Annotated in this window: 37 protein-coding genes and 1 tRNA gene; 1 reads left to right on the forward strand and 37 read right to left on the reverse strand. The window is 39.9% G+C overall.

What is annotated here, in order from left to right; all coding sequences use genetic code 11:
* On the reverse strand, positions 1 to 1707 hold a 1707-nt coding region (gene treP, locus HMPREF2697_RS04710), incomplete at its 3' end, for a PTS system trehalose-specific EIIBC component (RefSeq protein ID WP_070849799.1).
* A gap of 156 nt (positions 1708 to 1863) precedes the next feature.
* Here treP and treR point away from each other — a divergent pair.
* Entirely contained in the window at positions 1864 to 2574 is a 711-nt protein-coding gene (gene treR, locus HMPREF2697_RS04715) for a trehalose operon repressor (RefSeq protein ID WP_070849803.1), read from the forward strand.
* A gap of 53 nt (positions 2575 to 2627) precedes the next feature.
* On the opposite strand, the gene HMPREF2697_RS04720 is transcribed toward treR, so the two are convergent.
* The 36 genes from HMPREF2697_RS04720 to ruvB form a co-directional block, all read right to left on the reverse strand.
* Positions 2628 to 3188, reverse strand: coding sequence for a TIGR01440 family protein (locus HMPREF2697_RS04720; protein ID WP_045772033.1), 561 nt, complete (start codon positions 3186 to 3188; stop codon positions 2628 to 2630).
* A gap of 15 nt (positions 3189 to 3203) precedes the next feature.
* Positions 3204 to 3542: a hypothetical protein gene (locus HMPREF2697_RS10135; RefSeq protein WP_073686764.1), complete on the reverse strand. Its 339-nt coding sequence runs from the start codon at positions 3540 to 3542 to the stop codon at positions 3204 to 3206.
* A gap of 32 nt (positions 3543 to 3574) precedes the next feature.
* Positions 3575 to 3931, reverse strand: a complete 357-nt coding sequence (locus tag HMPREF2697_RS04725; RefSeq protein ID WP_002885732.1) for a hypothetical protein — start codon at positions 3929 to 3931, stop codon at positions 3575 to 3577.
* Between the two features lie 165 nt (positions 3932 to 4096).
* Positions 4097 to 4978, reverse strand: a complete 882-nt coding sequence (locus tag HMPREF2697_RS04730) for a class II fructose-bisphosphate aldolase (RefSeq protein ID WP_064520875.1) — start codon at positions 4976 to 4978, stop codon at positions 4097 to 4099.
* A gap of 145 nt (positions 4979 to 5123) precedes the next feature.
* A tRNA-Leu gene (locus HMPREF2697_RS04735) sits at positions 5124 to 5209 on the reverse strand.
* 190 nt (positions 5210 to 5399) lie between these two features.
* Complete coding sequence (locus HMPREF2697_RS04740; RefSeq protein WP_070849805.1) at positions 5400 to 6695, reverse strand: glutamate-cysteine ligase family protein; 1296 nt, start codon at positions 6693 to 6695, stop codon at positions 5400 to 5402.
* A 250-nt stretch (positions 6696 to 6945) separates the two neighbouring features.
* Positions 6946 to 7332 (reverse strand): 50S ribosomal protein L17, encoded by a 387-nt coding sequence (rplQ, locus tag HMPREF2697_RS04745; RefSeq protein WP_002885709.1) that lies wholly within the window; start codon positions 7330 to 7332, stop codon positions 6946 to 6948.
* Between the two features lie 17 nt (positions 7333 to 7349).
* Entirely contained in the window at positions 7350 to 8288 is a 939-nt protein-coding gene (locus HMPREF2697_RS04750; RefSeq protein WP_002887046.1) for a DNA-directed RNA polymerase subunit alpha, read from the reverse strand.
* A gap of 48 nt (positions 8289 to 8336) precedes the next feature.
* Complete coding sequence (gene rpsK, locus HMPREF2697_RS04755) at positions 8337 to 8720, reverse strand: 30S ribosomal protein S11 (protein ID WP_002885718.1); 384 nt, start codon at positions 8718 to 8720, stop codon at positions 8337 to 8339.
* A 26-nt stretch (positions 8721 to 8746) separates the two neighbouring features.
* The gene (rpsM, locus tag HMPREF2697_RS04760; RefSeq protein WP_002885820.1) at positions 8747 to 9112 is read right to left on the reverse strand and encodes a 30S ribosomal protein S13; all 366 of its coding nucleotides are present in this window, start codon (positions 9110 to 9112) and stop codon (positions 8747 to 8749) included.
* A gap of 17 nt (positions 9113 to 9129) precedes the next feature.
* The gene (rpmJ, locus tag HMPREF2697_RS10140; protein WP_000868345.1) at positions 9130 to 9246 is read right to left on the reverse strand and encodes a 50S ribosomal protein L36; all 117 of its coding nucleotides are present in this window, start codon (positions 9244 to 9246) and stop codon (positions 9130 to 9132) included.
* Positions 9247 to 9271: 25 nt separating this feature from the next.
* Positions 9272 to 9490, reverse strand: coding sequence for a translation initiation factor IF-1 (infA, locus tag HMPREF2697_RS04765; RefSeq protein ID WP_001040189.1), 219 nt, complete (start codon positions 9488 to 9490; stop codon positions 9272 to 9274).
* A gap of 117 nt (positions 9491 to 9607) precedes the next feature.
* Positions 9608 to 10264: an adenylate kinase gene (locus HMPREF2697_RS04770; RefSeq protein ID WP_002885632.1), complete on the reverse strand. Its 657-nt coding sequence runs from the start codon at positions 10262 to 10264 to the stop codon at positions 9608 to 9610.
* A 131-nt stretch (positions 10265 to 10395) separates the two neighbouring features.
* The gene (gene secY / locus HMPREF2697_RS04775) at positions 10396 to 11691 is read right to left on the reverse strand and encodes a preprotein translocase subunit SecY (protein WP_002892081.1); all 1296 of its coding nucleotides are present in this window, start codon (positions 11689 to 11691) and stop codon (positions 10396 to 10398) included.
* Between the two features lie 16 nt (positions 11692 to 11707).
* Positions 11708 to 12148 (reverse strand): 50S ribosomal protein L15, encoded by a 441-nt coding sequence (rplO, locus tag HMPREF2697_RS04780; protein WP_045769365.1) that lies wholly within the window; start codon positions 12146 to 12148, stop codon positions 11708 to 11710.
* 127 nt (positions 12149 to 12275) lie between these two features.
* Positions 12276 to 12458, reverse strand: coding sequence for a 50S ribosomal protein L30 (rpmD, locus tag HMPREF2697_RS04785; RefSeq protein ID WP_002885773.1), 183 nt, complete (start codon positions 12456 to 12458; stop codon positions 12276 to 12278).
* Positions 12459 to 12472: 14 nt separating this feature from the next.
* Positions 12473 to 12967: a 30S ribosomal protein S5 gene (rpsE, locus tag HMPREF2697_RS04790; protein WP_002885626.1), complete on the reverse strand. Its 495-nt coding sequence runs from the start codon at positions 12965 to 12967 to the stop codon at positions 12473 to 12475.
* An 18-nt stretch (positions 12968 to 12985) separates the two neighbouring features.
* On the reverse strand, positions 12986 to 13342 hold the full coding sequence (rplR, locus tag HMPREF2697_RS04795; protein WP_002885810.1) for a 50S ribosomal protein L18: 357 nt from the start codon (positions 13340 to 13342) through the stop codon (positions 12986 to 12988).
* An 89-nt stretch (positions 13343 to 13431) separates the two neighbouring features.
* Positions 13432 to 13968 (reverse strand): 50S ribosomal protein L6, encoded by a 537-nt coding sequence (rplF, locus tag HMPREF2697_RS04800; RefSeq protein ID WP_002887056.1) that lies wholly within the window; start codon positions 13966 to 13968, stop codon positions 13432 to 13434.
* Between the two features lie 126 nt (positions 13969 to 14094).
* On the reverse strand, positions 14095 to 14493 hold the full coding sequence (rpsH, locus tag HMPREF2697_RS04805) for a 30S ribosomal protein S8 (RefSeq protein ID WP_002885642.1): 399 nt from the start codon (positions 14491 to 14493) through the stop codon (positions 14095 to 14097).
* A 122-nt stretch (positions 14494 to 14615) separates the two neighbouring features.
* On the reverse strand, positions 14616 to 14801 hold the full coding sequence (locus HMPREF2697_RS04810) for a type Z 30S ribosomal protein S14 (RefSeq protein ID WP_001085699.1): 186 nt from the start codon (positions 14799 to 14801) through the stop codon (positions 14616 to 14618).
* 17 nt (positions 14802 to 14818) lie between these two features.
* Positions 14819 to 15361, reverse strand: coding sequence for a 50S ribosomal protein L5 (rplE, locus tag HMPREF2697_RS04815; RefSeq protein WP_002887058.1), 543 nt, complete (start codon positions 15359 to 15361; stop codon positions 14819 to 14821).
* A gap of 26 nt (positions 15362 to 15387) precedes the next feature.
* On the reverse strand, positions 15388 to 15693 hold the full coding sequence (gene rplX / locus HMPREF2697_RS04820; RefSeq protein ID WP_002885874.1) for a 50S ribosomal protein L24: 306 nt from the start codon (positions 15691 to 15693) through the stop codon (positions 15388 to 15390).
* A gap of 80 nt (positions 15694 to 15773) precedes the next feature.
* The gene (gene rplN, locus HMPREF2697_RS04825; RefSeq protein ID WP_002885711.1) at positions 15774 to 16142 is read right to left on the reverse strand and encodes a 50S ribosomal protein L14; all 369 of its coding nucleotides are present in this window, start codon (positions 16140 to 16142) and stop codon (positions 15774 to 15776) included.
* Positions 16143 to 16166: 24 nt separating this feature from the next.
* Entirely contained in the window at positions 16167 to 16427 is a 261-nt protein-coding gene (gene rpsQ, locus HMPREF2697_RS04830) for a 30S ribosomal protein S17 (RefSeq protein ID WP_002885836.1), read from the reverse strand.
* A 27-nt stretch (positions 16428 to 16454) separates the two neighbouring features.
* Positions 16455 to 16661: a 50S ribosomal protein L29 gene (gene rpmC / locus HMPREF2697_RS04835; protein ID WP_002885754.1), complete on the reverse strand. Its 207-nt coding sequence runs from the start codon at positions 16659 to 16661 to the stop codon at positions 16455 to 16457.
* Positions 16662 to 16670: 9 nt separating this feature from the next.
* Positions 16671 to 17084 carry a 50S ribosomal protein L16 gene (gene rplP, locus HMPREF2697_RS04840; RefSeq protein ID WP_000960950.1) on the reverse strand — a complete coding sequence of 138 codons (414 nt, stop codon included), beginning with the start codon at positions 17082 to 17084 and terminating at the stop codon, positions 16671 to 16673.
* 3 nt (positions 17085 to 17087) lie between these two features.
* Positions 17088 to 17741, reverse strand: a complete 654-nt coding sequence (rpsC, locus tag HMPREF2697_RS04845; RefSeq protein WP_002885727.1) for a 30S ribosomal protein S3 — start codon at positions 17739 to 17741, stop codon at positions 17088 to 17090.
* Between the two features lie 12 nt (positions 17742 to 17753).
* Positions 17754 to 18098: a 50S ribosomal protein L22 gene (gene rplV / locus HMPREF2697_RS04850; RefSeq protein WP_002887063.1), complete on the reverse strand. Its 345-nt coding sequence runs from the start codon at positions 18096 to 18098 to the stop codon at positions 17754 to 17756.
* Positions 18099 to 18113: 15 nt separating this feature from the next.
* Positions 18114 to 18392 carry a 30S ribosomal protein S19 gene (rpsS, locus tag HMPREF2697_RS04855; RefSeq protein ID WP_000533765.1) on the reverse strand — a complete coding sequence of 93 codons (279 nt, stop codon included), beginning with the start codon at positions 18390 to 18392 and terminating at the stop codon, positions 18114 to 18116.
* A gap of 93 nt (positions 18393 to 18485) precedes the next feature.
* On the reverse strand, positions 18486 to 19319 hold the full coding sequence (gene rplB, locus HMPREF2697_RS04860) for a 50S ribosomal protein L2 (RefSeq protein WP_002887065.1): 834 nt from the start codon (positions 19317 to 19319) through the stop codon (positions 18486 to 18488).
* A gap of 17 nt (positions 19320 to 19336) precedes the next feature.
* Positions 19337 to 19633, reverse strand: a complete 297-nt coding sequence (locus HMPREF2697_RS04865) for a 50S ribosomal protein L23 (RefSeq protein ID WP_002887066.1) — start codon at positions 19631 to 19633, stop codon at positions 19337 to 19339.
* Positions 19633 to 20256, reverse strand: coding sequence for a 50S ribosomal protein L4 (rplD, locus tag HMPREF2697_RS04870; protein ID WP_002885795.1), 624 nt, complete (start codon positions 20254 to 20256; stop codon positions 19633 to 19635). The genes HMPREF2697_RS04865 and rplD overlap by 1 nt, the downstream gene beginning before the upstream one ends.
* A gap of 24 nt (positions 20257 to 20280) precedes the next feature.
* Positions 20281 to 20907 (reverse strand): 50S ribosomal protein L3, encoded by a 627-nt coding sequence (rplC, locus tag HMPREF2697_RS04875; protein WP_002885755.1) that lies wholly within the window; start codon positions 20905 to 20907, stop codon positions 20281 to 20283.
* Between the two features lie 114 nt (positions 20908 to 21021).
* Positions 21022 to 21330, reverse strand: a complete 309-nt coding sequence (gene rpsJ, locus HMPREF2697_RS04880) for a 30S ribosomal protein S10 (RefSeq protein WP_002885653.1) — start codon at positions 21328 to 21330, stop codon at positions 21022 to 21024.
* 242 nt (positions 21331 to 21572) lie between these two features.
* Positions 21573 to 22574 carry a Holliday junction branch migration DNA helicase RuvB gene (ruvB, locus tag HMPREF2697_RS04885; protein WP_002887068.1) on the reverse strand — a complete coding sequence of 334 codons (1002 nt, stop codon included), beginning with the start codon at positions 22572 to 22574 and terminating at the stop codon, positions 21573 to 21575.
* Positions 22575 to 22653: the final 79 nt, after the last annotated feature.

The raw sequence follows: 22653 nt of genomic DNA on the forward strand, positions 1-22653 counted from the left end.
AGAAACGATACCTACTGCGTGCTTAGTTGGGAAGAGTACTGTCACTGTACCATTCACTGGTGAAACCAATTCCCCTTGACTTGGTTCGATGACGACACCTTGTCCCATTACACCTGATGAAAAGACAGGATCTGTGGCTTGGCTAAGTGGTTTAACTTGGCCAGCAAGTGGGCTAACAACCTCTGCTGATTCAACAAGAGCCGTTGGAGTAGCAGTATGTGATGCAAATTCAGCTTCTTCTTGAGCTGCGAATTCTTCCTTAAGTTCTGTATCATCTTCTGTCTTAGTAAAGAGACTCGCTTTGCGGAAGAAGAAAGTCAAGACCATAGGTACAATGATAGCAACAAGCATAATTCCTGCAAATGGAATCATATACTTAGGTTGAATTGATAGAATACCAGGCAACCCACCAATACCAATAGAGGCTGCTGTAACGTTAAAGGTTACTGATAGAAGACCTGCAATAGATGAACCAATCATACCCGCAACAAATGGGTAAATATACTTGACGTTAACCCCAAAGAGGGCTGGTTCTGTAACACCAAGATAAGCTGAAATAGTAGCTGGAAGTGAAATTTGAGCCTCACGTTCATCATGACGATGCATAATATAGTAAGCAAAGACTGCTGAACCTTGAGCAATGTTTGATAGAGCAATCATAGGCCAAAGAGCTGTTCCACCAGCATCTGCAATCAACTGAGTATCAATTGCATTGGTCATGTGGTGAAGACCAGTGATAACGAACGGCGCATAAAGGGCACCAAAAACAGCACCGAAAAGCCATTTTACAGGACCTATCAAACCAGCAAGAACCACTGTTGAAAGAGCTTGTCCAATAGTCCAACCAATAGGACCTAAAACCGTATGAGCCAAAATAAGGGCTGGAATCAATGACAAGAACGGTACAAAAATCATTGATACTACTTCTGGTACATGTTTACGCCAGAAAATTTCAAGATAAGAAAGTGACAAACCAGCAAGAAGGGCTGGAATAACTTGCGCTTGATAACCTATACGATTAACAGTAAAGAATCCGAAATCCCAAACCCAATCCTTAGCAATTTCAGACGCTGGTGTCGATGCTACTGAATAAGCATTAAGCAATTGTGGTGACACCAGACAAATACCCAAAACAATTCCAAGAATTTGGCTAGTTCCCATTTTACGAGAAACAGACCAAGTAATACCTACAGGCAAGAATTGGAAAATAGCTTCACCAGGCAACCACAAGAAGTGATTCACTCCTGACCAGAACTGAGAAACCTCGGTAATTGTCTTACCGTCAAGCATAGACCAATGCACACCCTCAAGAACATTACGGAAACCAAGAATTAATCCCCCAACGATAAGGGCTGGAATAATAGGTGTAAAGATCTCGGCTAAGGTTGTCATAACACGCTGCACTGGGTTTTGCTTGCTCTTGGCAGCTGATTTAGCAGCTTCTTTAGAAACACCTTCAATCCCTGATACAGCAGTGAAATCGTTATAAAAGATTGGCACATCATTACCAATGATAACTTGGAATTGACCTGCATTGGTGAAAGTCCCCTTAACAGCAGGAATGGCTTCGATTGTTTTCACATCTGCCTTCTTATCATCACCAAGAACGAAACGCATACGCGTCGCACAGTGAGTGACAGCAGTCACATTTTCTTTACCACCAATTGCAGCAAGCAGATCTTTGGCTTCTTGTTCAAATTTACCCATTTGAATCTCCTTTTCTTTTTTGACAATATCTGGTTGACTTGATAAACTGATTGTAAACGATTGCAAATTTGTCTGCAAGTGTTCCGGGATTTTTTTAACATATTTTTGTAAAAAAACATCGGTTGTATGTTTTTTTACCTACAAATGAGGAGAAAGATGAAAAAATATCAGATTATTTATAAGGATTTAGAAAAAGCCATCCATGAGCAAAAGTATCAAGTGGGAGACTTTCTCCCCACCGAGCAAGAACTGGTTCAATCTTATCAGGTTAGTCGAGACACTATACGAAAGGCATTAACCTTACTCGTTGAAGAAGGCTTGGTCAAAAAGATTCATGGCTCTGGCTCTCAGGTTATTAACCAGGAACAAATCAACTTTCCTGTGTCTGACCTTACTAGTTACCAAGAACTAATAGAACAACAAGGCCTTAATTCGCAAACCAATGTTATTTCTCTGGATAAAATCATTGTTGATTCAAAACTCTCAGAAAGAACTGGTTTTTCTAATAGCCGACAGGTTTGGCGTGTTGTTCGTCAAAGAGTCGTTGACAGCTGTGCCTCTGTTATAGATATTGATTACCTAGACGCCAGCCTTGTTCCGCAACTAAACCGTAGCATTGCTGAATACTTTATTTACGACTACATTGAGAATCAGCTCAACCTTAGCATTTCCCACGCCTTTAAAGAAATCACTATCGATAATGCTACCGATCAAGATAAGATTCTTATCGACCTAGGCAAGGACCAGCACGTTGTCTGTGTCCGTTCAAAAGTTTATTTAAATAATGGAAAACAGTTCCAATTTACGGAAAGTCGCCACAAACTTGAAAAATTCAAATTTGTTGATTATGCCAAGCGCCATCATTAAAACGAAAAGCCCAGCTAACAGAAAAAGTATCGGACACTCTTGTCCGATACTTTTTAGTTTTTACGGATAGGATCTGCTAAATACTCCGCACGAGCACCACCAATTAACTTAGGACGACTCGCCAAAGCAGTCACATGGGCACCACCTAATTCTGGAATAATAGGACGAAGAGGAACTTGGACCCTCTTCACATGCATACCAATAGATGTATCCCCAATATCAATACCAGCCTGAGCGACAATTTCCTCCACCTCAACAGGATCCTTCATATAGTCGAAAGCAGCCAGCTGACCACTTCCCCCAGCGTGCAAGGTTGGAAGAACATTCACAATTTCCAAATCTTTAGCCATGGCAAGCTCACGCTCAACAACCAAAGCACGATTCAAATGTTCACAGCCCTGAACAGCCAAGTAAATCCCTTTAGCTTCCAAAACCTCAAGAATAGTTTTCACAATTCGTTGACCAATTTCACGGCTAGAGGCTTTTCCGATAGTCCCACCAGCAACCTCACTGGAAGACAACCCCAAAACAAAGATAGCTCCTCGCCCAATAGCGGAACGTTCAACAATATCTTCTACAAGCACACGTGTCTTCTCTTCTAAATCTAGCAACATCACAACAGCCCCCCTTTAGACAACAGCTGTATTCAGGATTCGCACAACAAGATAGTACAGAATCACAAAAAAGATAAGGAAAAATACCCCTAATAATAATAACTGCCTACGGCGTTTCTTACTTAGATCCCAAGAGAAACCAAATCCCATCAAAAAAGGACCAACACTATAACTTAGCATAAACCATAAATCTACGCGTGCTATATGCCAAAAAGAAGAAATAAAGGCCACCAAACCAATTAAGGATAAAATCCAAGAAAAGTCCCAACGATCTGATTTAGCAAAAGCCAAACCTATTAAGAAGCAACCCAAGGCAGGCATGATAATAAATGATAGGGTCATAAAATAAAACATGCCATTATTATAGCATGTTTTACAGTTTCATGTTAGTGGCGGTTAATAACACCATAAGCAATAGTGAATGCAATAGCAGCAATACCTACAACGATTGCCATGATGGCCCAAAAAATAGTCATTGCACGGCGTCCCTTGCGATTGTTGAAAGGAAGTCCCCAACCAACCATGATAACACCTAGCAATCCAAGCCAGATTTTATAAGTGATAACAATCGCCGAATCAAAATAGGCAAAAGCAACCAAACCTAAACCTAGCAAAGAAATCAAATAAGACCACTTACCCTTCAAAAATGAAGGCAAAGCCCAACCAAATAACACTAAACCTAGTAGAGCAAGAGCTCCACCACCAAAAAATACAGGTACAATATAATTATCAAACATATTCATATTATAGCATATCTTAAAAAGTTAGGAAATAGAATCTATCAACCAAAGCCATATCCACTCTTTAAAATTTGTTCACTCTCAATCACAGATTGATTGGCAGATACTAACTAATTATTTTAGTACAAAAAAACAAGATCCGAAAAGGACCTTGTTTTAATAAGCTAATTAAGCTTTGTTTGCTGAACCAAATACGTCGATACGTTCTTCAACAGCTTCTGTAATAGCTTCGAAACCTGGTTTCAAGAATTTACGTGGGTCGAAGAGTTTCTTCTTGTCGTATTCTGCTTCATTTGCTTCGTATTCAGCAACAAATTTACGTGTTGCGTTAGCAAATGCGATTTGACATTCAGTGTTAACGTTAACTTTAGCAACACCAAGTTTGATAGCTGCTTGGATTTGATCGTCAGGAATACCTGATCCACCGTGCAATACGATTGGGAAGTTAGGAACAGCTTCTGTCAATTTTTGCAAGTGGTCAAGGTGAAGTCCGCTCCAGTTTTCTGGGTAAGGACCGTGGATGTTACCGATACCTGCTGCAAGGAAGTCGATACCAGTTGCAACCATAGCTTTAGCATCTTCGATTGGTGCCAATTCACCATCACCGATGATACCATCTTCTTCACCACCGATTGTACCAACTTCAGCTTCAACTGATACACCGTTAGCGTGTGCAAATTCAACAACTTTAGCTGCTTTTTCAAGGTTTTCTTCAACTGGAAGGTGTGAACCATCAAACATAACTGAAGTGTAACCTACACGGATACATTCCAAAGCATCATCATAGTGACCGTGGTCAAGGTGAATAGCAACTGGTACAGTGATACCCATTGATTCAACCAATTCTTCGATAAGGACTTTACACAATTTGTAACCACCCATGTACTTAGCTGCACCCATAGAAGTTTGGATAAGTACTGGAGCTTGTTTAGCTTCTGCTGCACGCAAGATAGCTTGAGTCCACTCAAGGTTGTTTGTGTTAAATCCACCAACTGCGTAACCATTATCACGAGCTGCTTGGACAAATTTTTCTGCTGAAACGATTGCCATTATAAAGGCCTCCTATATTTTTTTGGGTTTGAACCCGTTTACACGTTTATTCTATCACAATTAGACTCAAAAAACTAGCTTTTCTACAATTTGTAAGCGTTTTGATTTTTTAATACAAAAAAACCAGTCATCTGACTGGTTACTCTGCGGAAAGAGGGACTTGAACCCTCACGACCTAAAGCGGTCACAGGATCCTTAGTCCTGCGCGTCTGCCAATTCCGCCATTTCCGCTAACAACATTAGTTATTATATCAAGATCGACAACTCGTGTCAATACTTTTTTGAAAGTTTTTATAACTTTCTCTTGTCTCTTTCGAAACAACTACTATATAATACCATTTATTGTTTGCTGACGTCAATACTTTTTTGCCTTTTTTTAAATTTTTTAGCAAAAGTTATCTATTATATCTTTTATCAAAAGTTAAGCTAAACTCTTATTCAGTTTATCTAATTTCTCTCTAAGGGAAGCTAAGTAGACTTCTTCTCCAAAACCACGCGATTTCAAGCCATCCTCAGCACAAGCCAATAACGATTCTGTCAAAGGTAAAATCATTTTGAGATCTGTATCAGAAATATCCTTTTTCGAAAATAAACGACGAATTCTAGGAAAATCATAGTCAAATGCTTCAAAAAAGGGTGAGTCATTCAAAATATTTTCCAGATTTTCCAAATTGACTAAAAGACCAAGGTGAAAGGCTGCCGGCGCAAAAGTTGATGAGAAAGGTTGGGTACAAACACTGCGAAACTCAATAGTTCCTCGCGTCGTTAAATCTTGGAATTGATAAGAACGGTGAGTCTTAAAATCTTCCTCACTTGGCTCAATAGTGACTACTTCACCATGAATAGAGTGTGCTTTGACAGATGGCGTACTTAGGTAGTCTTTAGCACGTATTGGTTCAAAATAGTAGGTTTCGTCACCACGCTTAGCAGTAAAAATGGCTGTCTCAGACAAGTAAGAAAAATAGTCATCTTCGCTCTTAAACACCTTAGGAAATACACCAGCATTTTCCTCAAACACACCATGCATGGAATTCTCCCAGAAAACATCACGGGAAATCGCTAAATCCCAATCAGAACCCCAAAATTCAGAGTTTGCCAATAATACTTCCTTGGGTCCCTCTATTTGATTAAAAGCATTTAAAACCCTTAAATAGGACGTTTTTGAAACATCTAACTGTACCTGACTCCCACAGATGAAAGAACCATATTCTGGATAATCATGAAAGAAAGAATCGTTCTTTGCTTTAGATAGCTCGAGAAAATCCATAAGCATCTCATAACGAGGAGATTTAACAGGTCTGTTGTCATTTTTTGCCCAGTTTGGATTCACTCCCCAACCTTGCAACTCATGATTATGATTCTGAAGATAAGGTTGGATTATACCGAAGTAAGTATCCAAACGTTCCTCAACCTCAGAGATTCTTTCAGCCTTTGCAAAAGCAAACTCAATCGTATTGTAGGAGACTTCAAAAAGAATCATATCTCCAGAAGCTTTATCAATAAGCTGAATAGGATTGTTATCAGAATCATACTTATCAGCTTGAAAATCAAAATTATCCAAGAGATAGACTAGTAACTGTTTTGTAAGAGAGACATCCGTAGCATTACCACTCAAATTAACAACTGGATATTCCAACTCAATCCCCACAAATAATTCGGGTTGCTCCTTAATTGGCTCATAATACCTTTGCTTAAGCAGTTCCTTGGCTGTTGTCAAAATAATGTCCCCCCTTTTTGAAATAAGCTTATTCCATTATATCAAAATATTCAGACGATTTATAGCCCAAAAAAACGCCTGCTTACGAAAAATAACAGTATTACCTTTCGTAAACAAGCGTTACATGCTTATTTATTCCCATTTTTATGATGAGTGTTCCCGCTAGGCGTATGCCCAGCGGTAGACCAGAGCTAGACTAAGAAAAGCTAAGCTATTCCATCATCATAACACTCAACAAAATTGATAAAAATTAAACAAGTTCGATGATTGCCATTGGGGCAGCATCGCCACGACGTGGTTCTGTTTTAAGGATACGAGTGTATCCACCGTTACGTTCAGCATAACGAGGTGCGATTTCTGAGAAAAGTTTTTGAAGAGCAGTTGTTGATGTATATTTATCAGTTGCTTCATCATAGCTTTCAGATGCAATTTCGTTACGTACAAATGCAGCTGCTTGACGACGTGCGTGCAAATCACCACGTTTACCAAGAGTGATCATTTTTTCAACTGTTTTACGGATTTCTTTAGCACGTGCTTCAGTTGTAACGATTGCTTCGTTAATGATAAGATCTGTAGTCAAATCACGAAGAACCGCTTTACGCTGTGAGCTTGTGCGTCCAAGTTTACGGTAAGCCATGTTATCCTCCTATATTATTATTTATCGTTTTTGAGTCCAAGTCCAAGATCAGCCAACTTAACTTTGACTTCTTCAAGAGATTTACGACCTAGGTTACGGACTTTCATCATTTCAGGCTCAGTTTTTTCTGTCAAATCATGAACGGTATTAATACCGGCACGTTTCAAACAGTTATATGAGCGTACAGACAAATCAAGTTCTTCGATGGTACGGTCAAGCACCTTTTCATCGTTCACTTTTTCAGTTTCTTTCATTACATCAGTAGCTTTAGCAACATCAGTAAGGTCAGTAAACAAGTTCAAGTGTTCAATCAAAACGCGAGCCGAGAGACCGAGGGCATCTTCAGGGATGATTGTTCCGTTTGTCATGATTTCGATTGTCAATTTATCAAAACCATCGTTGCTACCTACACGGGCAGGTTCAACTTGATAATTGACTTTTTTCACTGGTGTGTAGATTGAATCTACAGCCAATGTTCCCACTGGTGCATCATCTTTCTTGTTTTCATCTGCTGGAACATAACCACGGTTTGTAGCTACTGTCATAGTCGCTTTCAAAGAAGCTCCTTCAGCGATAGTGAAAAGATAATGATCAGGGTTAACAATTTCAATGTCGCTATCAGTCAAGATATCTCCAGCAGTAACTTCAGCTGGACCTTGGACATCAAGTTCAATTGTTTTTTCGTCTTCGACGTAAGATTTTACAGCAAGTCCTTTAATATTAAGGATGATTTGCATCACGTCTTCACGGACGCCTGGTACGGTATCAAATTCGTGGAGTACTCCATCAATCTTAATTGATGTTACGGCAGCACCTGGAAGTGATGACAAAAGTACACGACGAAGAGAGTTACCCAAAGTTGTACCATAACCACGTTCTAGTGGTTCGATGACAAATTTGCCGTAATCTTTATTTTCATCAATTTTTGTTATTATTGGTTTTTCAAACTCAATCATTTATTATACTCCCTCGAAACGAACCTTGTGTACTATTGTTATTAAAGATTACACACGACGACGTTTTGGAGGACGACAACCATTATGTGGTACAGGTGTTACATCACGGATTGCTGTTACTTCAAGACCTGCAGCAGCAAGAGCACGGATAGCAGACTCACGACCTGAACCAGGACCTTTAACAGTTACTTCAACTGTTTTAAGACCATGTTCTTGTGCAGATTTAGCAGCAGCTTCTGAAGCCATTTGTGCAGCAAATGGTGTAGATTTACGAGAACCTTTGAAACCAAGAGCACCAGCTGATGACCATGCTACAGCGTTACCATGCACATCTGTAATCATAACAATAGTGTTATTGAAAGTAGCGTGAATGTGAGCAATACCAGATTCGATATTCTTTTTCACACGACGTTTACGTGTTGGTTTAGCCAATGTTTTTACCTCCTATTTTATTTTAATTATTTTTTCTTACCTGCAATCGCAACAGCTTTACCTTTACGAGTGCGGGCATTGTTTTTAGTGTTTTGTCCACGGACAGGAAGTCCACGACGGTGACGGATACCACGGTATGAACCGATTTCCATCAAACGTTTGATGTTAAGGTTAACTTCACGACGAAGGTCACCTTCAACTTTGATTGCATCCACTTCGCGACGGATAGCGTCTTCTTGATCGTTTGTCAAATCTTTAACGCGGATGTCTTCAGAAACGCCTGCAGCAGCCAAGATTTTCTTAGATGTTGCAAGTCCGATACCGTATACGTAAGTAAGTGAAATTACTACACGTTTATCGTTTGGAATGTCAACTCCAGCAATACGAGCCATGATTTCTCCTTTCTATATTATCCTTGACGTTGTTTGTGTTTTGGATTTGTTGGACAAATTACCATAACACGACCGTTACGACGAATAACTTTACAGTATTCGCAAATTGGTTTAACCGATGGTCTTACCTTCATGTTTTAATCCCTCCAATTATTTCGATTATTTAAAGCGGTATGTGATGCGTCCACGTGTCAAATCATAAGGACTCATTTCAACAGTCACACGGTCACCGACCAAAATACGAATGTAGTTTTTACGGATTTTACCAGAAACTGTCGCCAAAATTTGGTGTCCATTTTCCAATTCAACAGTAAACATAGCATTAGGCATAGTTTCTACAACTTTACCTTCAATTTCAATCACGTCTTCTTTTGCCACGCAAAAGTACCCCCTAAAATTTCGATTTGATTTCCTCTGAGCACAGAGGTAACAATTATAAGTCAGACTAAAATATTATAACATGCTTAAGTCTGATACGCAAGTAAGATTATATAATTATTTAATTGCTGCAATCGCTTTTTTAACATCAGCGAATACATCATCGATATCTTGGTTACCTTGAATATCTGATACAAGACCAAGCTCACGATAATGTGCAATAATTGGCTCACCCTGAGCAATGTTTACATCAAGACGACGTTTAACAGTTTCAGGTTTGTCATCTTCACGTTGGAAGAATTCATGTTCGCCACAAACATCACATGTTCCTTCAACCTTAGTTGGGTTGAATACTTTATGGTAAGTTGCACCACATGAGCGACAAATGAAACGACCTGAAAGACGTTCAACCAAGCTCTCTGGATTAACTTCAATATTGATTACACCGTCAAGTTTAATACCAAGTGCTTTCAATGTTTCATCCAATGCATGAGCTTGCTCAATAGTACGTGGATAACCATCAAGCAAGAAACCTTTTTCAGCAATATCAGATTCAGCCAAACGCTCTTTAACGATTCCGTTTGTCACTTCATCTGGTACCAATTCACCTTTATCGATGAATGATTTTGCCAAAGTTCCCATTTCTGTTTGGTTAGCCATAGCAGCACGGAACATATCACCAGTTGAGATGTGAGCTACACCAAATTCTTCAACAATTTTTGCAGCTTGAGTCCCTTTACCAGCACCTGGTAGACCCATAATTAAAAGATTCATCTTACGAACTCCTTATTTTTGTTTTCAAATAACTCTATCAAAGTTTAAAAACATTGGTAGAGTTATCAAAAAACAAAAGAGAAGGGACAGAAAGTAACCTTTCTTTCCCTCTCAATTGTTCATGAGAAGACTTAGTCTTCAAGATTCATAAATCCAACGTACTGACGTTTCAATAGGTAACCTTCGAGTTGTTTCATACCTTCGATACCAGTTGAAATCAAGATCAAGAGAGATGTACCACCAAGCGCGATTGAGCTTGTAAGGTGCATAAACTGTTGAGCCGCAATTGGAGCCAATGAAATAAACGCGAGAAATACAGCCCCGATTGTTGCCAATCTCTTAAGCAATGAAGACATATACTTTTCAGTCTCACGACCTGGACGAACACTAGGAATGTAAGACCCATTCTTTTGAAGATTTTCTGCAGTTTTTTCAGGATTTACTTGGACAAATGTGTAGAAGAATGAGAACAAGATAATCAATATTGCGTAAGTAATCATTCCACTAGGCGTATTATACGAGAGTAGTCCTTGTAAGTGTGATAACCATGTAACCTTCGAGAAGAATGGAAGAATAGTACTAGGAATTGTTGTAATCGAGCTAGCAAAGATAACGGGAATAACACCAGCTGGATTAACTTTCAATGGAAGGTAAGAACTCGTTGGAGCCCCTTGAACCAATTTAGTATATTGAATTGGAATTTGATATTCTGCCTGTTGAACAAATGTCGTAAAGAAGACAATCGCCAAACCTACCACAATTAGCAAAGCAACTATGATATATGAACGAGTCAATTCTCCTGAACGAACGTTGACAAAGAAATCCTCGTAAATTGTTGAGAACATTTTTGGAATAGAAGCAATGATCCCTGAAAAGATAATCATTGACACACCATTACCAAAACCTTTATCTGTGATTTGTTCACCAAGCCATGTCACAATTATGCTACCAGCAGTTAGAATTGTCCCAATCAATAGGTAGGTTGAAACATTTGGTGTTTTAACCAATGAAATTGATGAGAGAGTATTAAAACTTGCTGTAATACCAATCGATTGAACAAAGGCTAAAACAAGAGTGATGTAGCGAGTCGCTTGGTTCAATTTACGACGACCAACTTCCCCTTGTTTGCCCCACTCTACAAATTTTGGATAAATATCCATCTGCAAAAGTTGGACAATGATTGATGCTGTAATGTAAGGACTAACCCCCATCGAGAAGATAGAGAAGTTATTCATGGCATTACCAGACACCAAGTTAAGCATGTTCAAGAAAGGTAAATCACTTAATTGTTTCAAACTTTCCGCATTGATACCAGGAACTGTTACATGAGTCCCTACACGAAAAACGAAAATAATGAAGATTGTAAATAAAATCTTATTACGAACGTTTTTGACTTTCAATGCGTCTTTTAATAGTTTAAAGAACATAATGAGTTACCCCTCATTAGATGACTTCGATTGAACCACCTTTAGCAGTGATAGCTGCTTCAGCAGATTTTGAGAATTTAGCTGCTTTAACAGTCAATTTCTTAGTCAATTCGCCGTTACCAAGAACTTTAACGCCTGATTTTTCAGCACGAACGATTCCAGCTTCTTTAAGAACTGCTGGAGTTACTTCTGTACCATCTTCAAAGACGTTCAATTGATCAAGGTTTACAAGTACGTATTCTTTAGCGTTGATGTTAGTGAATCCACGTTTTGGAAGACGACGGAACAATGGAGTTTGTCCACCTTCAAATCCTGGACGTACGCCACCACCGCTACGAGCTTTTTGACCTTTTTGACCACGGCCTGAAGTTTTACCGTTACCAGATGAAGTACCACGACCTACACGGTTACGGACTTTACGAGAACCTTCAGCAGGTTTCAATTCATGAAGTTTCATTATTATTTTCTCCTCTTTTTGTAAAATGCTAGCGCCTCTAACCAAGTAAGGTAGCTTAATTAGAAACTCGCCTATACATGAAATTCAGTTTAAGTCGCAAGGGAACCCTCACGACTTAAATCAATTTTTATTTAACGTCTTCTACAGTTACCAAGTGAGATACTGCGTTGACCATACCACGGATAGCAGCGTTGTCTTCTTTAACAACTGAGCTATTCAATTTACCAAGTCCAAGAGCAACAACTGTTTTACGTTGTTCTGGTTTGCGTCCGATTGGAGACTTAGTCAAAGTAATTTTAATTTGAGCCATTGTTATCTCCTTTCTTATGCCAAGTCAGATACTGAGATGCCACGAAGAGCCGCAACTTCTTCAGCACGTTTAAGTTGTTTCAATCCTTCAACAGTCGCACGAACGATGTTGATTGGAGTGTTTGAACCGAGTGATTTAGATGTTACATCAGCAACACCAGCCAATTCGATGACGGCACGAACTGCACCACCAGCGGCAACCCCAGCCCCTTCAACAGCTGGTTTCAACAATACTTTCGCTCCACCAAATTCTGAACGAACTTCGTGAGGAATAGTTGTACCAACCATAGGAACTTCGATAAGGTTTTTCTTAGCTGCTTCAACTGCTTTACGGATAGCTTCTGGAACCTCTTGAGATTTACCAGTACCAAATCCTACGCGACCATTACGGTCACCAACAACAACAAGAGCAGCAAAACGCATGTTGCGTCCACCTTTTACAACTTTAGTAACACGGTTGATAGCAACTACGCGTTCTTCAAGTTCTACTGCATTATCTTTAAATGCCATTATTAAGTGTCCTCCCTATTAGAATTTCAATCCGTTTTCACGAGCTGAGTCAGCCAAAGCTTTAACACGTCCGTGATAGAGATATCCACCGCGGTCAAACACCACTTCAGAAATACCTTTAGCTACTGCGCGTTCAGCAACAAGTTTACCGACAACAACGGCTTGTTCTGTTTTAGTTCCTTTAGAAACTTCTTTATCAAGAGTTGATGCACTTGCGAGCGTTACACCCGCTACGTCATCAATAACTTGAGCGTAGATGCCTGTATTAGAACGGAAAATGTTCAAACGTGGGCGATCAGCAGTTCCAGAGAGTTTTCCGCGAACGCGACGGTGGCGTTTTTGGCGGAGTTTGTTTTTATCTGGTTTCGAAATCACAATTTTCACCTCTTAATTATAATGCTTGCTCATGAGAGCTTTTGGTAAAGAGACAATCCAAAAAGAATTGCCACAAGGATAAAATCCTATTATTTACCAGTTTTACCTTCTTTACGACGTACGTATTCACCAACGTAACGGATACCTTTACCTTTGTAAGGTTCTGGTGAACGAAGGCTACGGATGTAAGCAGCTGTTTGACCAACAACTTCTTTGTTAATACCACTTACAACGATTGAAGTTGCAGATGGTACTTCAAAAGTAATACCTTCTGGAGCTTCAACTTCGTCTTGGTGAGATTTACCAACTGAAAGAACAAGTTTTGTTCCTTGGAGTTGCGCACGGTATCCGACACCGCGCATTTCAAGTTCTTTTTTGAAACCTTCAGAAACACCAACAACCATGTTGTTCAAGTTTGCACGTGAAGTACCGTGGATTGTTTTGTTTTCTTTTGAGTCGTTTGGACGGTGAAGTGTAACTTCGTTGCCTTCAACTTTGATTTCAATGTTTTTGTTAAACTCACGAGTGAGTTCGCCTTTAGGTCCTTTAACAGTAACAACGTTATCGTTGTTTGTTACTTCAACACCAGCAGGCAAAGTAATAACTTTATTACCAATACGTGACATAGTATTTAATTCTCCTGTTAGATTATCAAGCCACAAAGTGACTAGTTTTCACGGGGATGAGTCTCATCGAATATAATCAACGAAACTCGCACAAATCATTTGAGATAAGTGCTTAGTATCAGCTTCTTACCAAACGTAAGCGATAACTTCTCCACCAACGTTCTTTTGACGAGCTTCTTTGTCAGTCAAAAGACCTTCTGAAGTAGAGATGATCGCGATTCCAAGTCCGTTAAGAACTTTAGGAACATCTTCACGTTTAGAGTAAACACGAAGACCTGGTTTTGAGATACGTTTCAAGTTAGTGATAACACGTTCACCGTTTTGTCCGTATTTCAAGAATACGCGGATGATACCTTGTTTGTCATCTTCGATAACTTCAACGTTTTTTACGAAACCTTCACGTTTAAGAATTTCAGCAATACCTTTTTTAATGTTTGATGCAGGTACTTCAAGTACTTCGTGTTTAGCTTGGTTAGCGTTACGAATACGTGTCAAGAAATCTGCAATTGGGTCAGTCATAACCATTTTATATTTTTCTCCTCTTACTAGTAGTTTGAATAATTCACTTGCTAGTTAATGATTGAGCTAGGCTCAGATTGTGTTTAATACATTCAAATTAGATAAACCAACTTGAATACATCATATTTTTACCAAGAAGCTTTGGTAACACCTGGAATTTGACCTTTGTAAGCCAATTCACGGAAGCAAACACGGCAAAGTTTAAATTTGCGATAAACTGAGTGTGGACGTCCACAACGTTCGCAACGAGTGTAAGCTTGCGTAGAGAACTTCGCAGGGCGTTTGTTCTTAGCAATCATTGATTTTTTAGCCAATTTATTTACCTCCTAGATTATTTTGCAAAAGGCATTCCAAGGCCTTTAAGCAATTCACGACCTTCTTCGTCAGTGTTAGCAGTAGTTACGATAACGATATCCATACCACGTACTTTATCAACATCGTCGAAGTTGATTTCTGGGAAGATAAGTTGTTCTTTAACACCAAGTGTGTAGTTACCACGTCCATCAAATGATTTAGTTGGAACACCATGGAAGTCACGAACACGTGGAAGTGATACTGATACCAATTTATCCAAGAATTCGTACATGCGTTCACCACGAAGGGTAACTTTAGCACCGATCGCTACACCTTCACGAAGACGGAAGCCAGCGATTGATTTCTTAGCTTTAGTAATCAATGGTTTTTGACCTGAAATAAGTGCCAACTCAGCAGCAGCTTTTTCAAGAGTTTTAGCGTTGTTTACAGCTTCACCAACACCCATGTTGATAACGATTTTATCAACTTTTGGCACAGCCATAACTGAAGAATAGTTAAATTTTTCAGTCAAAGCTGGAATTACTTCGTTAGTGTATTTTTCTTTAAGACGGTTAGCCATTTAATACTTTCTCCTTTCCTTCGTGATTAGTCAAGCACTTCGCCTGATTTTTTGTTGTAACGAACTTTTTTGCCGTCAACAACTTTGTAACCTACACGTCCAGCTACACCGTTCTTGTCAAGAACTTGAACGTTTGAAGCGTGGATTGGTGCTTCTTTTTCCACGATAGCACCTTGAGGGTTTTCAGCTGATGGTTTTTGGTGTTTTTTGATGATTGCAACACCTTCAACAACAACTTTGTTTACTTTTGGAAGAGCTTTAAGAACTACTGCTTCAGTTCCTTTGTCTTTACCAGCAATAACGCGAACTTTATCGCCTTTTTTTACAAACATTTGAGTATTTCTCCTATTATTTCTTACGCCCTAATGGGCACCCTGACTATATCAGGGGACTAAGTTTGTGTTAATTCAGATTAAAGTACTTCTGGCGCCAAAGATACGATACGCATGTATCCACCTTCACGCAATTCACGTGCAACAGGGCCAAAGATACGAGTTCCACGAGGAGTTTTGTCATCGCGGATGATTACTGCAGCGTTGTCATCAAACTTGATGTATGAACCGTCTGGACGGCGAGCACCAGTTTTTGTACGAACGATAACAGCTTTAACAACATCACCTTTTTTAACAGCTCCACCTGGTGTAGCTTGTTTAACAGTTGCAACGATAACGTCGCCGATGTTAGCGAATTTACGTCCTGAACCACCAAGAACTTTGATAGTCAAGATTTCACGAGCACCGCTATTATCAGCAACTTTTAAGCGACTTTCTTGTTGAATCATTTCAATTGTCTCCTTTTAGTTTTATTAGATAATAACAGCTTCTTCCACAACTTCTACAAGACGGAAGCGTTTTGTAGCTGAAAGTGGGCGAGTTTCCATGATACGAACGATATCGCCTTCTTTAGCAACGTTGTTTTCATCATGTGCTTTGTATTTTTTAGAATAGTTGATACGTTTACCATAGACTGGGTGGTTACGTTTAGTTTCAACTACAACTGTGATTGTTTTATCCATCTTGTCAGATACTACGCGTCCAACAAGGGTTTTACGTTGATTACGTTCCATTATTAGAATTGCTCCTTTCCCAATCTATTATTTGATTTCAGATTGCACAGTTTTAACACGTGCAATTTGTTTTTTCACTTCGTTCAAACGGGCAGTTTGATCAAGTTGACCTGCTGCAGCTTGGAAACGAAGGTCGAAAAGTTCTTTCTTAAGTTCGTTTTCTTTTTTAGCAAGCTCTTCTTGAGACAAGCCACGAAGCTCAGCAACAAACTTTTTGATTTCTTCAAGTTTCATGTCTTCTCCTTATTCTGCTTCACGTTTCACGAATTTACATTTAACTGGCAATTTGTGGCTAGCAAGACGAAGCGCTTCACGTGCAACTTCTTCAGAAACACCTGCGATTTCGAACATTACTTTACCACGTTTAACTGGTGCTACCCAACCTTCAGGTGCCCCTTTACCAGAACCCATACGTACACCGATAGCTTTAGCAGTGTATGATTTGTGTGGGAAGATCTTGATCCAAACCTTACCACCACGTTTCATGTAACGAGTCATGGCAATACGAGCAGCCTCGATTTGACGGTTTGTGATCCAGTGGCTAGTTGTAGCTTGAAGACCGTATTCACCGAATGATACTTCTTTACCACCTTTAGCCTCACCGCGCATTTTTCCACGGAATTCACGACGGTGTTTAACACGTTTAGGTACTAACATTTGTTATTTGCCTCCTTTAGTGTTTTTACGAGCTGGAAGAACTTCTCCACGGTAGATCCAAACTTTAACACCAAGTTTACCGTAAGTTGTGTCAGCTTCTTCCCAAGCGTAATCGATATCAGCGCGAAGTGTGTGAAGCGGAACTGTACCTTCAGAGTATCCTTCTGCACGGGCGATATCTGCACCGTTCAAACGACCTGATACTTGAGTTTTGATTCCTTTAGCTCCAGCACGCATTGCACGTTGGATAGCTTGTTTTTGTGCACGACGGAAAGCAACACGTTGCTCAAGTTGGCGAGCAATTGTTTCACCAACAAGGTGAGCGTCCAAATCAGGTTTCTTGATTTCAACGATGTTGATGTGTACTTGTTTTCCAGTCAATTTGTTAAGTTGAGCGCGAAGTGCGTCAACGTTTGATCCACCTTTACCGATAACCATACCTGGTTTAGCAGTGTGAAGTGAAACAATAACTTTGTTTACAGCACGTTCGATTTCAATAGTTGAAACTGAAGCGTCTGCAAGTTCTTTTTGAATGAATTTGCGGATTGCCAAATCTTCGTGAAGGTAATCTGCGTATTCTTTTTCAGCATACCATTTCGCATCCCAGTCACGGATGATCCCGACACGCATACCAATTGGATGTACTTTTTGACCCACGAGTTTACCTCCTTATTTTTCTGACACAACTACTGTTACGTGAGTTGTACGTTTGTTGATTGGTGAAGCTGAACCTTTCGCACGTGGACGGAAACGTTTCATTGTTGGTCCTTCGTTTGCGAATGTTTCAGATACTACCAAGTTAGCTTTTTCCAAACCAAAGTTGTTTTCTGCGTTAGCGATAGCAGAGTTAAGAGTTTTCTCAACAATGCGTGCTGCTTTGTTTGGAGTGAATTTCAAGATTGCGATTGCATCAGCAACGTTCTTACCACGGATAAGATCAAGAACAAGACGTGTTTTACGAGGTGAAACACGCACTGTACGAGCCATTGCTTTAGCTGAAGTAATTTCTGCCATTGTGTCCTCCTCCTATTAACGACGTGTTTTCTTATCGTCAGCTGCGTGACCTTTGTAAGTACGAGTTGGTGCAAATTCACCAAGTTTGTGACCTACCATGTCTTCTTGGATGTAAACAGGAACGTGTTTACGTCCATCATAAACTGCGATAGTGTATCCGATGAAACTTGGGAAAATCGTTGAACGACGTGACCAAGTTTTAATTACTTTTTTCTTTTCGTCATTTGCTTGAGCTTCAACTTTTTTCATCAAATGCTCATCGACGAAAGGTCCTTTTTTAAGACTACGTCCCATTTTGTAGTTTTCTCCTTTAAATTGAATGTACCACAGCGGCTTGCACTAAGAAGTGCTACCGAGTTGGCGGATGTTATGTGCTAAGCGACTAAATTATTTTTCGTTACGACGACGAACGATAAGTTTGTCAGATTTAGCTTTCTTGTTACGAGTTTTAAGACCAAGCGCAGGTTTACCCCATGGAGTAGATGGCGCTTTACGTCCAACTGGTGCTTTACCTTCACCACCACCGTGTGGGTGATCGTTAGGGTTCATTACAGAACCACGAACTGTTGGGCGAATACCTTTCCAGCGATTACGGCCGGCTTTACCAAGGTTGATAAGTGATTGTTGTTCGTTACCTACAGTACCGATAGTTGCACGACATGTACCAAGAACCATACGAACTTCGCCTGATTGAAGACGAACAAGTACGTATTTACCTTCTTGACCCAAAACTTGAGCAGAAGCACCAGCGGCACGGATAAGTTCAGCACCTTTACCTGGTTGAAGCTCAATGTTGTGGATAACTGTACCAACTGGGATGTTTGCAAGTGGAAGAGCGTTACCAATCTTGATATCCGCATCTGGACCTGAAACGATACGTTGACCTACTTCAAGACCTTTAGGTGCGATGATGTAAGCTTTAACCCCGTCAGTGTAGTGTACGAGAGCGATGTTTGCAGTACGGTTTGGATCATACTCAATTGTTTTAACAACTGCTTCAACGCCATCTTTGTTACGTTTGAAGTCAATCAAACGGTAGTGACGTTTGTGCCCGCCACCTTGGTGACGTACAGTGATACGACCGTTGTTGTTACGACCAGCTTTGTTCTTAAGAGAAACAAGCAATGATTTTTCAGGAGTGCTTGTAGTGATTTCTGCGAAATCCAAAGAAGTCATGTTACGACGGCCATTTGTCGTTGGTTTATAAACTTTAATACCCACGTTAATTTCTCCTTTGATTATTCAGCTTCAGCTGCAAACAACTCGATTGCTTTAGAATCAGCTGTAAGAGTGATGATAGCTTTTTTAGTTTTTGAAGTGAAACCAGTGTAACGTCCAACACGTTTTTGTTTTGGTTTAACAGTTACAGTGTTCACGCTAGCAACTTTAACACCTTCAAATGCAGCTTCAACTGCTTGTTTGATCAAGAGTTTGTGTGCACGTGTATCAACTTCGAAAGTGTATTTTCCTGCTTCAAGAGCAATCATAGATTTCTCAGTGATAACAGGTTTTTTGATTACGTCATACAAATTCATTATGCAAGAACCTCCTCGATTGATGAGATAGCTTCTTTAGTAACAAGAAGTTTATCTGCGTTTACGATGTCAAGTACACTTGCAGTTGCAGGAGTTGCAACAGTTACGTTTGCAAGGTTACGTGCTGAAAGTTCAGCGAATTTGTTTCCTTCTTCAACGATAACAAGTACTTTAGAATCGATGCTAAGAGCTGAAAGAACGTTTGCGAATTCAGCAGTTTTTGGAGCTGCAAATGAAAGAGCTTCAACTGCTACAAATTTATCTTCTGCAACTTTAGCTGAGTAAACAGATTTCAATGCAAGGCGACGAACTTTTTGTGGAAGTTTGTATCCGTAAGAACGTGGAGTTGGTCCGAAGACAACACCACCACCACGCCATTGTGGTGAGCGGATAGAACCTTGACGAGCACGTCCAGTTCCTTTTTGACGCCATGGTTTACGTCCACCACCTGATACTGCTGAACGGTTTTTAACCGCGTGAGTACCTTGGCGAAGGCTAGCACGTTGGCTGATTACGACATCAAATACTACTGATTCGTTTGGTTCGATACCGAAGATAGCGTCGTTAAGCTCAACTGTGCTAACTTCTTTACCAGTTTGGTCAAATAGTTTTACGTTTGCCATTTTTAACTGATTTCTCCTTTCTTATTATTTAGCAGCTTTAACTGCTGATTTGATAGTGATAAGAGATTTCTTAGCACCTGGTACGTTACCTTTGATAAGGATAACGTTTTTCTCTGGGATAACTTGTACAACTTCAAGGTTTTGAATTGTCACACGGTTGCCACCCATACGTCCTGCCAAGTGTTTATTTTTGAAAACACGGTTAGGCGCAACAGGTCCCATTGAACCTGGACGACGGTGGTAACGAGAACCGTGAGCCATAGGTCCGCGTGATTGACCGTGGCGTTTGATAACACCTTGGAAACCTTTACCTTTTGAAGTACCAGTTACGTCAACAACATCTCCAGCTTCGAATGTGTCAACAGTGATTTCTGATCCAACTTCCAAGCCTTCAATGTTTTTGAATTCACGAATGAAGCGCTTAGGAGCTGTGTTAGCTTTCGCTACGTGGCCTTTGGCAGGTTTGTTGCTCAATACTTCGCGTTTGTCGTCAAAACCAACTTGAACTGCTTCGTAACCGTCTGTTTCAACAGTTTTAACTTGAAGCACAACGTTTGGAGTAGCTTCGATGACAGTAACAGGGATAAATTCACCTGCTTCAGTGAAGATTTGAGTCATTCCCACTTTTTTCCCTAAGATTCCTTTTGTCATGAGAAAATATTTCCTTTACTTTATTGTTTTTTCAAAAAGTTTTTTATGAGCGTTTTTTATGCTCAAAAAAGTTTTTAACGAGCGTTTTTTATGCTCAATGAATCAAGCTTTTAATTAAAGTTTGATTTCTACGTTCACACCACTTGGAAGATCAAGTTTCATCAAAGCGTCAACTGTTTTTTGAGTTGGGTTGATGATGTCGATAAGACGTTTGTGTGTACGCATTTCAAATTGTTCGCGAGAATCTTTATATTTGTGAGTCGCACGAATAATTGTGTAGAGACTACGTTCAGTTGGAAGTGGAACTGGCCCAGCAACTGTCGCACCTGTGCGAGTTGCAGTTTCTACGATTTTTTCAGCCGCTGTATCAAGCGTACGGTGTTCGTAAGCTTTCAAACGGATACGAATTTTTTTGTTTGCCATTTTTTCTCCTCTTTCGTCTATTTAAGATAATAGGCTAGCTCCTCAAGAAAACCAACACGGATTGCGTGGCAGTGCAACCAGGCGTGTCGCAACCTCTTGTATCATAGCTAAGCGCTGTATTTACAGCACCATAATATAATAACAAAAGAACCTACTCATTGCAAGGGATTTTTAAAGTTTTTTTCTTTTTCTTTATTTTCTTTTTTGACTAAACAAAAAATCCACCTTAGATGGATTTTTTATCAACTTTCTTGAGTGTAGTCGTACCCCATGTGTTCATAGGCTTTAACCGTTGCAACACGACCTGTTCGTGTTCGCATAATAAATCCCTTTTGAATTAGATAGGGTTCATACATATCTTCTACCGTTTCTCGCTCTTCAGCAATATTAACTGACAAGGTACCTAGACCAACTGGTCCCCCACCATACATTTCAATCATGGTGCGGAGAATTTTTTGATCGACATAATCTAGTCCTTCATGGTCCACATCCAACATAGTCAACGCCTTGTCTGCAATCTTATCATCAATGATGCCATCACCCATGATTTGTGCATAGTCTCTCACGCGCTTAAGTAGGCGGTTAGCAATACGAGGCGTCCCACGGCTACGACGTGCTAGCTCTAGAGCAGCTTCAGGTGTTATAGTCATGTCAAAGATTTCTGAAGTACGTTCTATGATTTCCTTCAAATCTGGTAACTCATAATATTCCATATGACCATTAATTCCAAAACGAGCCCTCAATGGATTTGACAACATACCTGCTCGTGTAGTTGCACCTACTAATGTGAACGGTGGTAACTCTAGGTGGACACTACGACTTGTTTCGCCCGCACCAATCATGATATCGATGTAGTAATCTTCCATAGCACTATAAAGAACTTCTTCAACTGCCATAGGCATCCGGTGAATCTCATCAATAAATAAGATATCACCCGGCTCCAAGTCATTGAGTATGGCAACTAAATCACCAGCCTTTTCAATTGCTGGCCCAGACGTCTGCTTTAAATTGACGCCCATCTCATTAGCTATCACAAAAGCCATAGTTGTTTTCCCCAAACCTGGAGGACCAAACAAAAGAGTATGATCTAGGGCTTCATCACGAAGTTTAGCTGCCTCTATAAAAATCTTTAATTGGTCTTTAACCTTATCTTGACCAATATATTCCTTAAAGTACTGAGGACGAAGGGTACGCTCAACATACTCTTCATCTCCTAGTAAATCATTATCTAATATTCTTGCCATAGGCTTATTTTAGCACAAAACAAAAAATGCAGTCAAAATTTGTCCCTTGAATATACAATATAAGTGCACAATAAAAACT

This window comes from Streptococcus sp. HMSC064D12 (genome assembly GCF_001837205.1).
Taxonomy (GTDB): Bacteria; Bacillota; Bacilli; order Lactobacillales; family Streptococcaceae; genus Streptococcus; species Streptococcus salivarius_D.

Excerpts from the sequence above, each read along its gene's own strand:
- treR (WP_070849803.1), top strand. The coding sequence starts at position 1,864 with ATGAAAAAATATCAGATTATTTATAAGGATTTAGAAAAAGCCATCCAT.
- HMPREF2697_RS04720 (WP_045772033.1), bottom strand. The coding sequence starts at position 3,188 with ATGTTGCTAGATTTAGAAGAGAAGACACGTGTGCTTGTAGAAGATATT.
- HMPREF2697_RS10135 (WP_073686764.1), bottom strand. The coding sequence starts at position 3,542 with ATGTTTTATTTTATGACCCTATCATTTATTATCATGCCTGCCTTGGGT.
- HMPREF2697_RS04725 (WP_002885732.1), bottom strand. The coding sequence starts at position 3,931 with ATGAATATGTTTGATAATTATATTGTACCTGTATTTTTTGGTGGTGGA.
- HMPREF2697_RS04730 (WP_064520875.1), bottom strand. The coding sequence starts at position 4,978 with ATGGCAATCGTTTCAGCAGAAAAATTTGTCCAAGCAGCTCGTGATAAT.
- rplQ (WP_002885709.1), bottom strand. The coding sequence starts at position 7,332 with ATGGCTTACCGTAAACTTGGACGCACAAGCTCACAGCGTAAAGCGGTT.
- HMPREF2697_RS04750 (WP_002887046.1), bottom strand. The coding sequence starts at position 8,288 with ATGATTGAGTTTGAAAAACCAATAATAACAAAAATTGATGAAAATAAA.
- rpsM (WP_002885820.1), bottom strand. The coding sequence starts at position 9,112 with ATGGCTCGTATTGCTGGAGTTGACATTCCAAACGATAAACGTGTAGTA.
- rpmJ (WP_000868345.1), bottom strand. The coding sequence starts at position 9,246 with ATGAAGGTAAGACCATCGGTTAAACCAATTTGCGAATACTGTAAAGTT.
- HMPREF2697_RS04770 (WP_002885632.1), bottom strand. The coding sequence starts at position 10,264 with ATGAATCTTTTAATTATGGGTCTACCAGGTGCTGGTAAAGGGACTCAA.
- secY (WP_002892081.1), bottom strand. The coding sequence starts at position 11,691 with ATGTTCTTTAAACTATTAAAAGACGCATTGAAAGTCAAAAACGTTCGT.
- rplO (WP_045769365.1), bottom strand. The coding sequence starts at position 12,148 with ATGAAACTTCATGAATTGAAACCTGCTGAAGGTTCTCGTAAAGTCCGT.
- rpmD (WP_002885773.1), bottom strand. The coding sequence starts at position 12,458 with ATGGCTCAAATTAAAATTACTTTGACTAAGTCTCCAATCGGACGCAAA.
- rpsE (WP_002885626.1), bottom strand. The coding sequence starts at position 12,967 with ATGGCATTTAAAGATAATGCAGTAGAACTTGAAGAACGCGTAGTTGCT.
- rplF (WP_002887056.1), bottom strand. The coding sequence starts at position 13,968 with ATGTCACGTATTGGTAATAAAGTTATTACTTTGCCTGCTGGTGTTGAA.
- rpsH (WP_002885642.1), bottom strand. The coding sequence starts at position 14,493 with ATGGTTATGACTGACCCAATTGCAGATTTCTTGACACGTATTCGTAAC.
- rplE (WP_002887058.1), bottom strand. The coding sequence starts at position 15,361 with ATGGCTAACCGTCTTAAAGAAAAATACACTAACGAAGTAATTCCAGCT.
- rplX (WP_002885874.1), bottom strand. The coding sequence starts at position 15,693 with ATGTTTGTAAAAAAAGGCGATAAAGTTCGCGTTATTGCTGGTAAAGAC.
- rplN (WP_002885711.1), bottom strand. The coding sequence starts at position 16,142 with ATGATTCAACAAGAAAGTCGCTTAAAAGTTGCTGATAATAGCGGTGCT.
- rpsQ (WP_002885836.1), bottom strand. The coding sequence starts at position 16,427 with ATGGAACGTAATCAACGTAAAACCCTTGTTGGACGCGTAGTATCTGAC.
- rpmC (WP_002885754.1), bottom strand. The coding sequence starts at position 16,661 with ATGAAACTTGAAGAAATCAAAAAGTTTGTTGCTGAGCTTCGTGGCTTG.
- rplP (WP_000960950.1), bottom strand. The coding sequence starts at position 17,084 with ATGTTAGTACCTAAACGTGTTAAACACCGTCGTGAATTCCGTGGAAAA.
- rplV (WP_002887063.1), bottom strand. The coding sequence starts at position 18,098 with ATGGCAGAAATTACTTCAGCTAAAGCAATGGCTCGTACAGTGCGTGTT.
- rpsS (WP_000533765.1), bottom strand. The coding sequence starts at position 18,392 with ATGGGACGTAGTCTTAAAAAAGGACCTTTCGTCGATGAGCATTTGATG.
- HMPREF2697_RS04865 (WP_002887066.1), bottom strand. The coding sequence starts at position 19,633 with ATGAATTTGTATGACGTAATCAAAAAACCTGTTATCACTGAGAAATCT.
- rplD (WP_002885795.1), bottom strand. The coding sequence starts at position 20,256 with ATGGCAAACGTAAAACTATTTGACCAAACTGGTAAAGAAGTTAGCACA.
- rplC (WP_002885755.1), bottom strand. The coding sequence starts at position 20,907 with ATGACAAAAGGAATCTTAGGGAAAAAAGTGGGAATGACTCAAATCTTC.
- rpsJ (WP_002885653.1), bottom strand. The coding sequence starts at position 21,330 with ATGGCAAACAAAAAAATTCGTATCCGTTTGAAAGCTTACGAACACCGT.
- ruvB (WP_002887068.1), bottom strand. The coding sequence starts at position 22,574 with ATGGCAAGAATATTAGATAATGATTTACTAGGAGATGAAGAGTATGTT.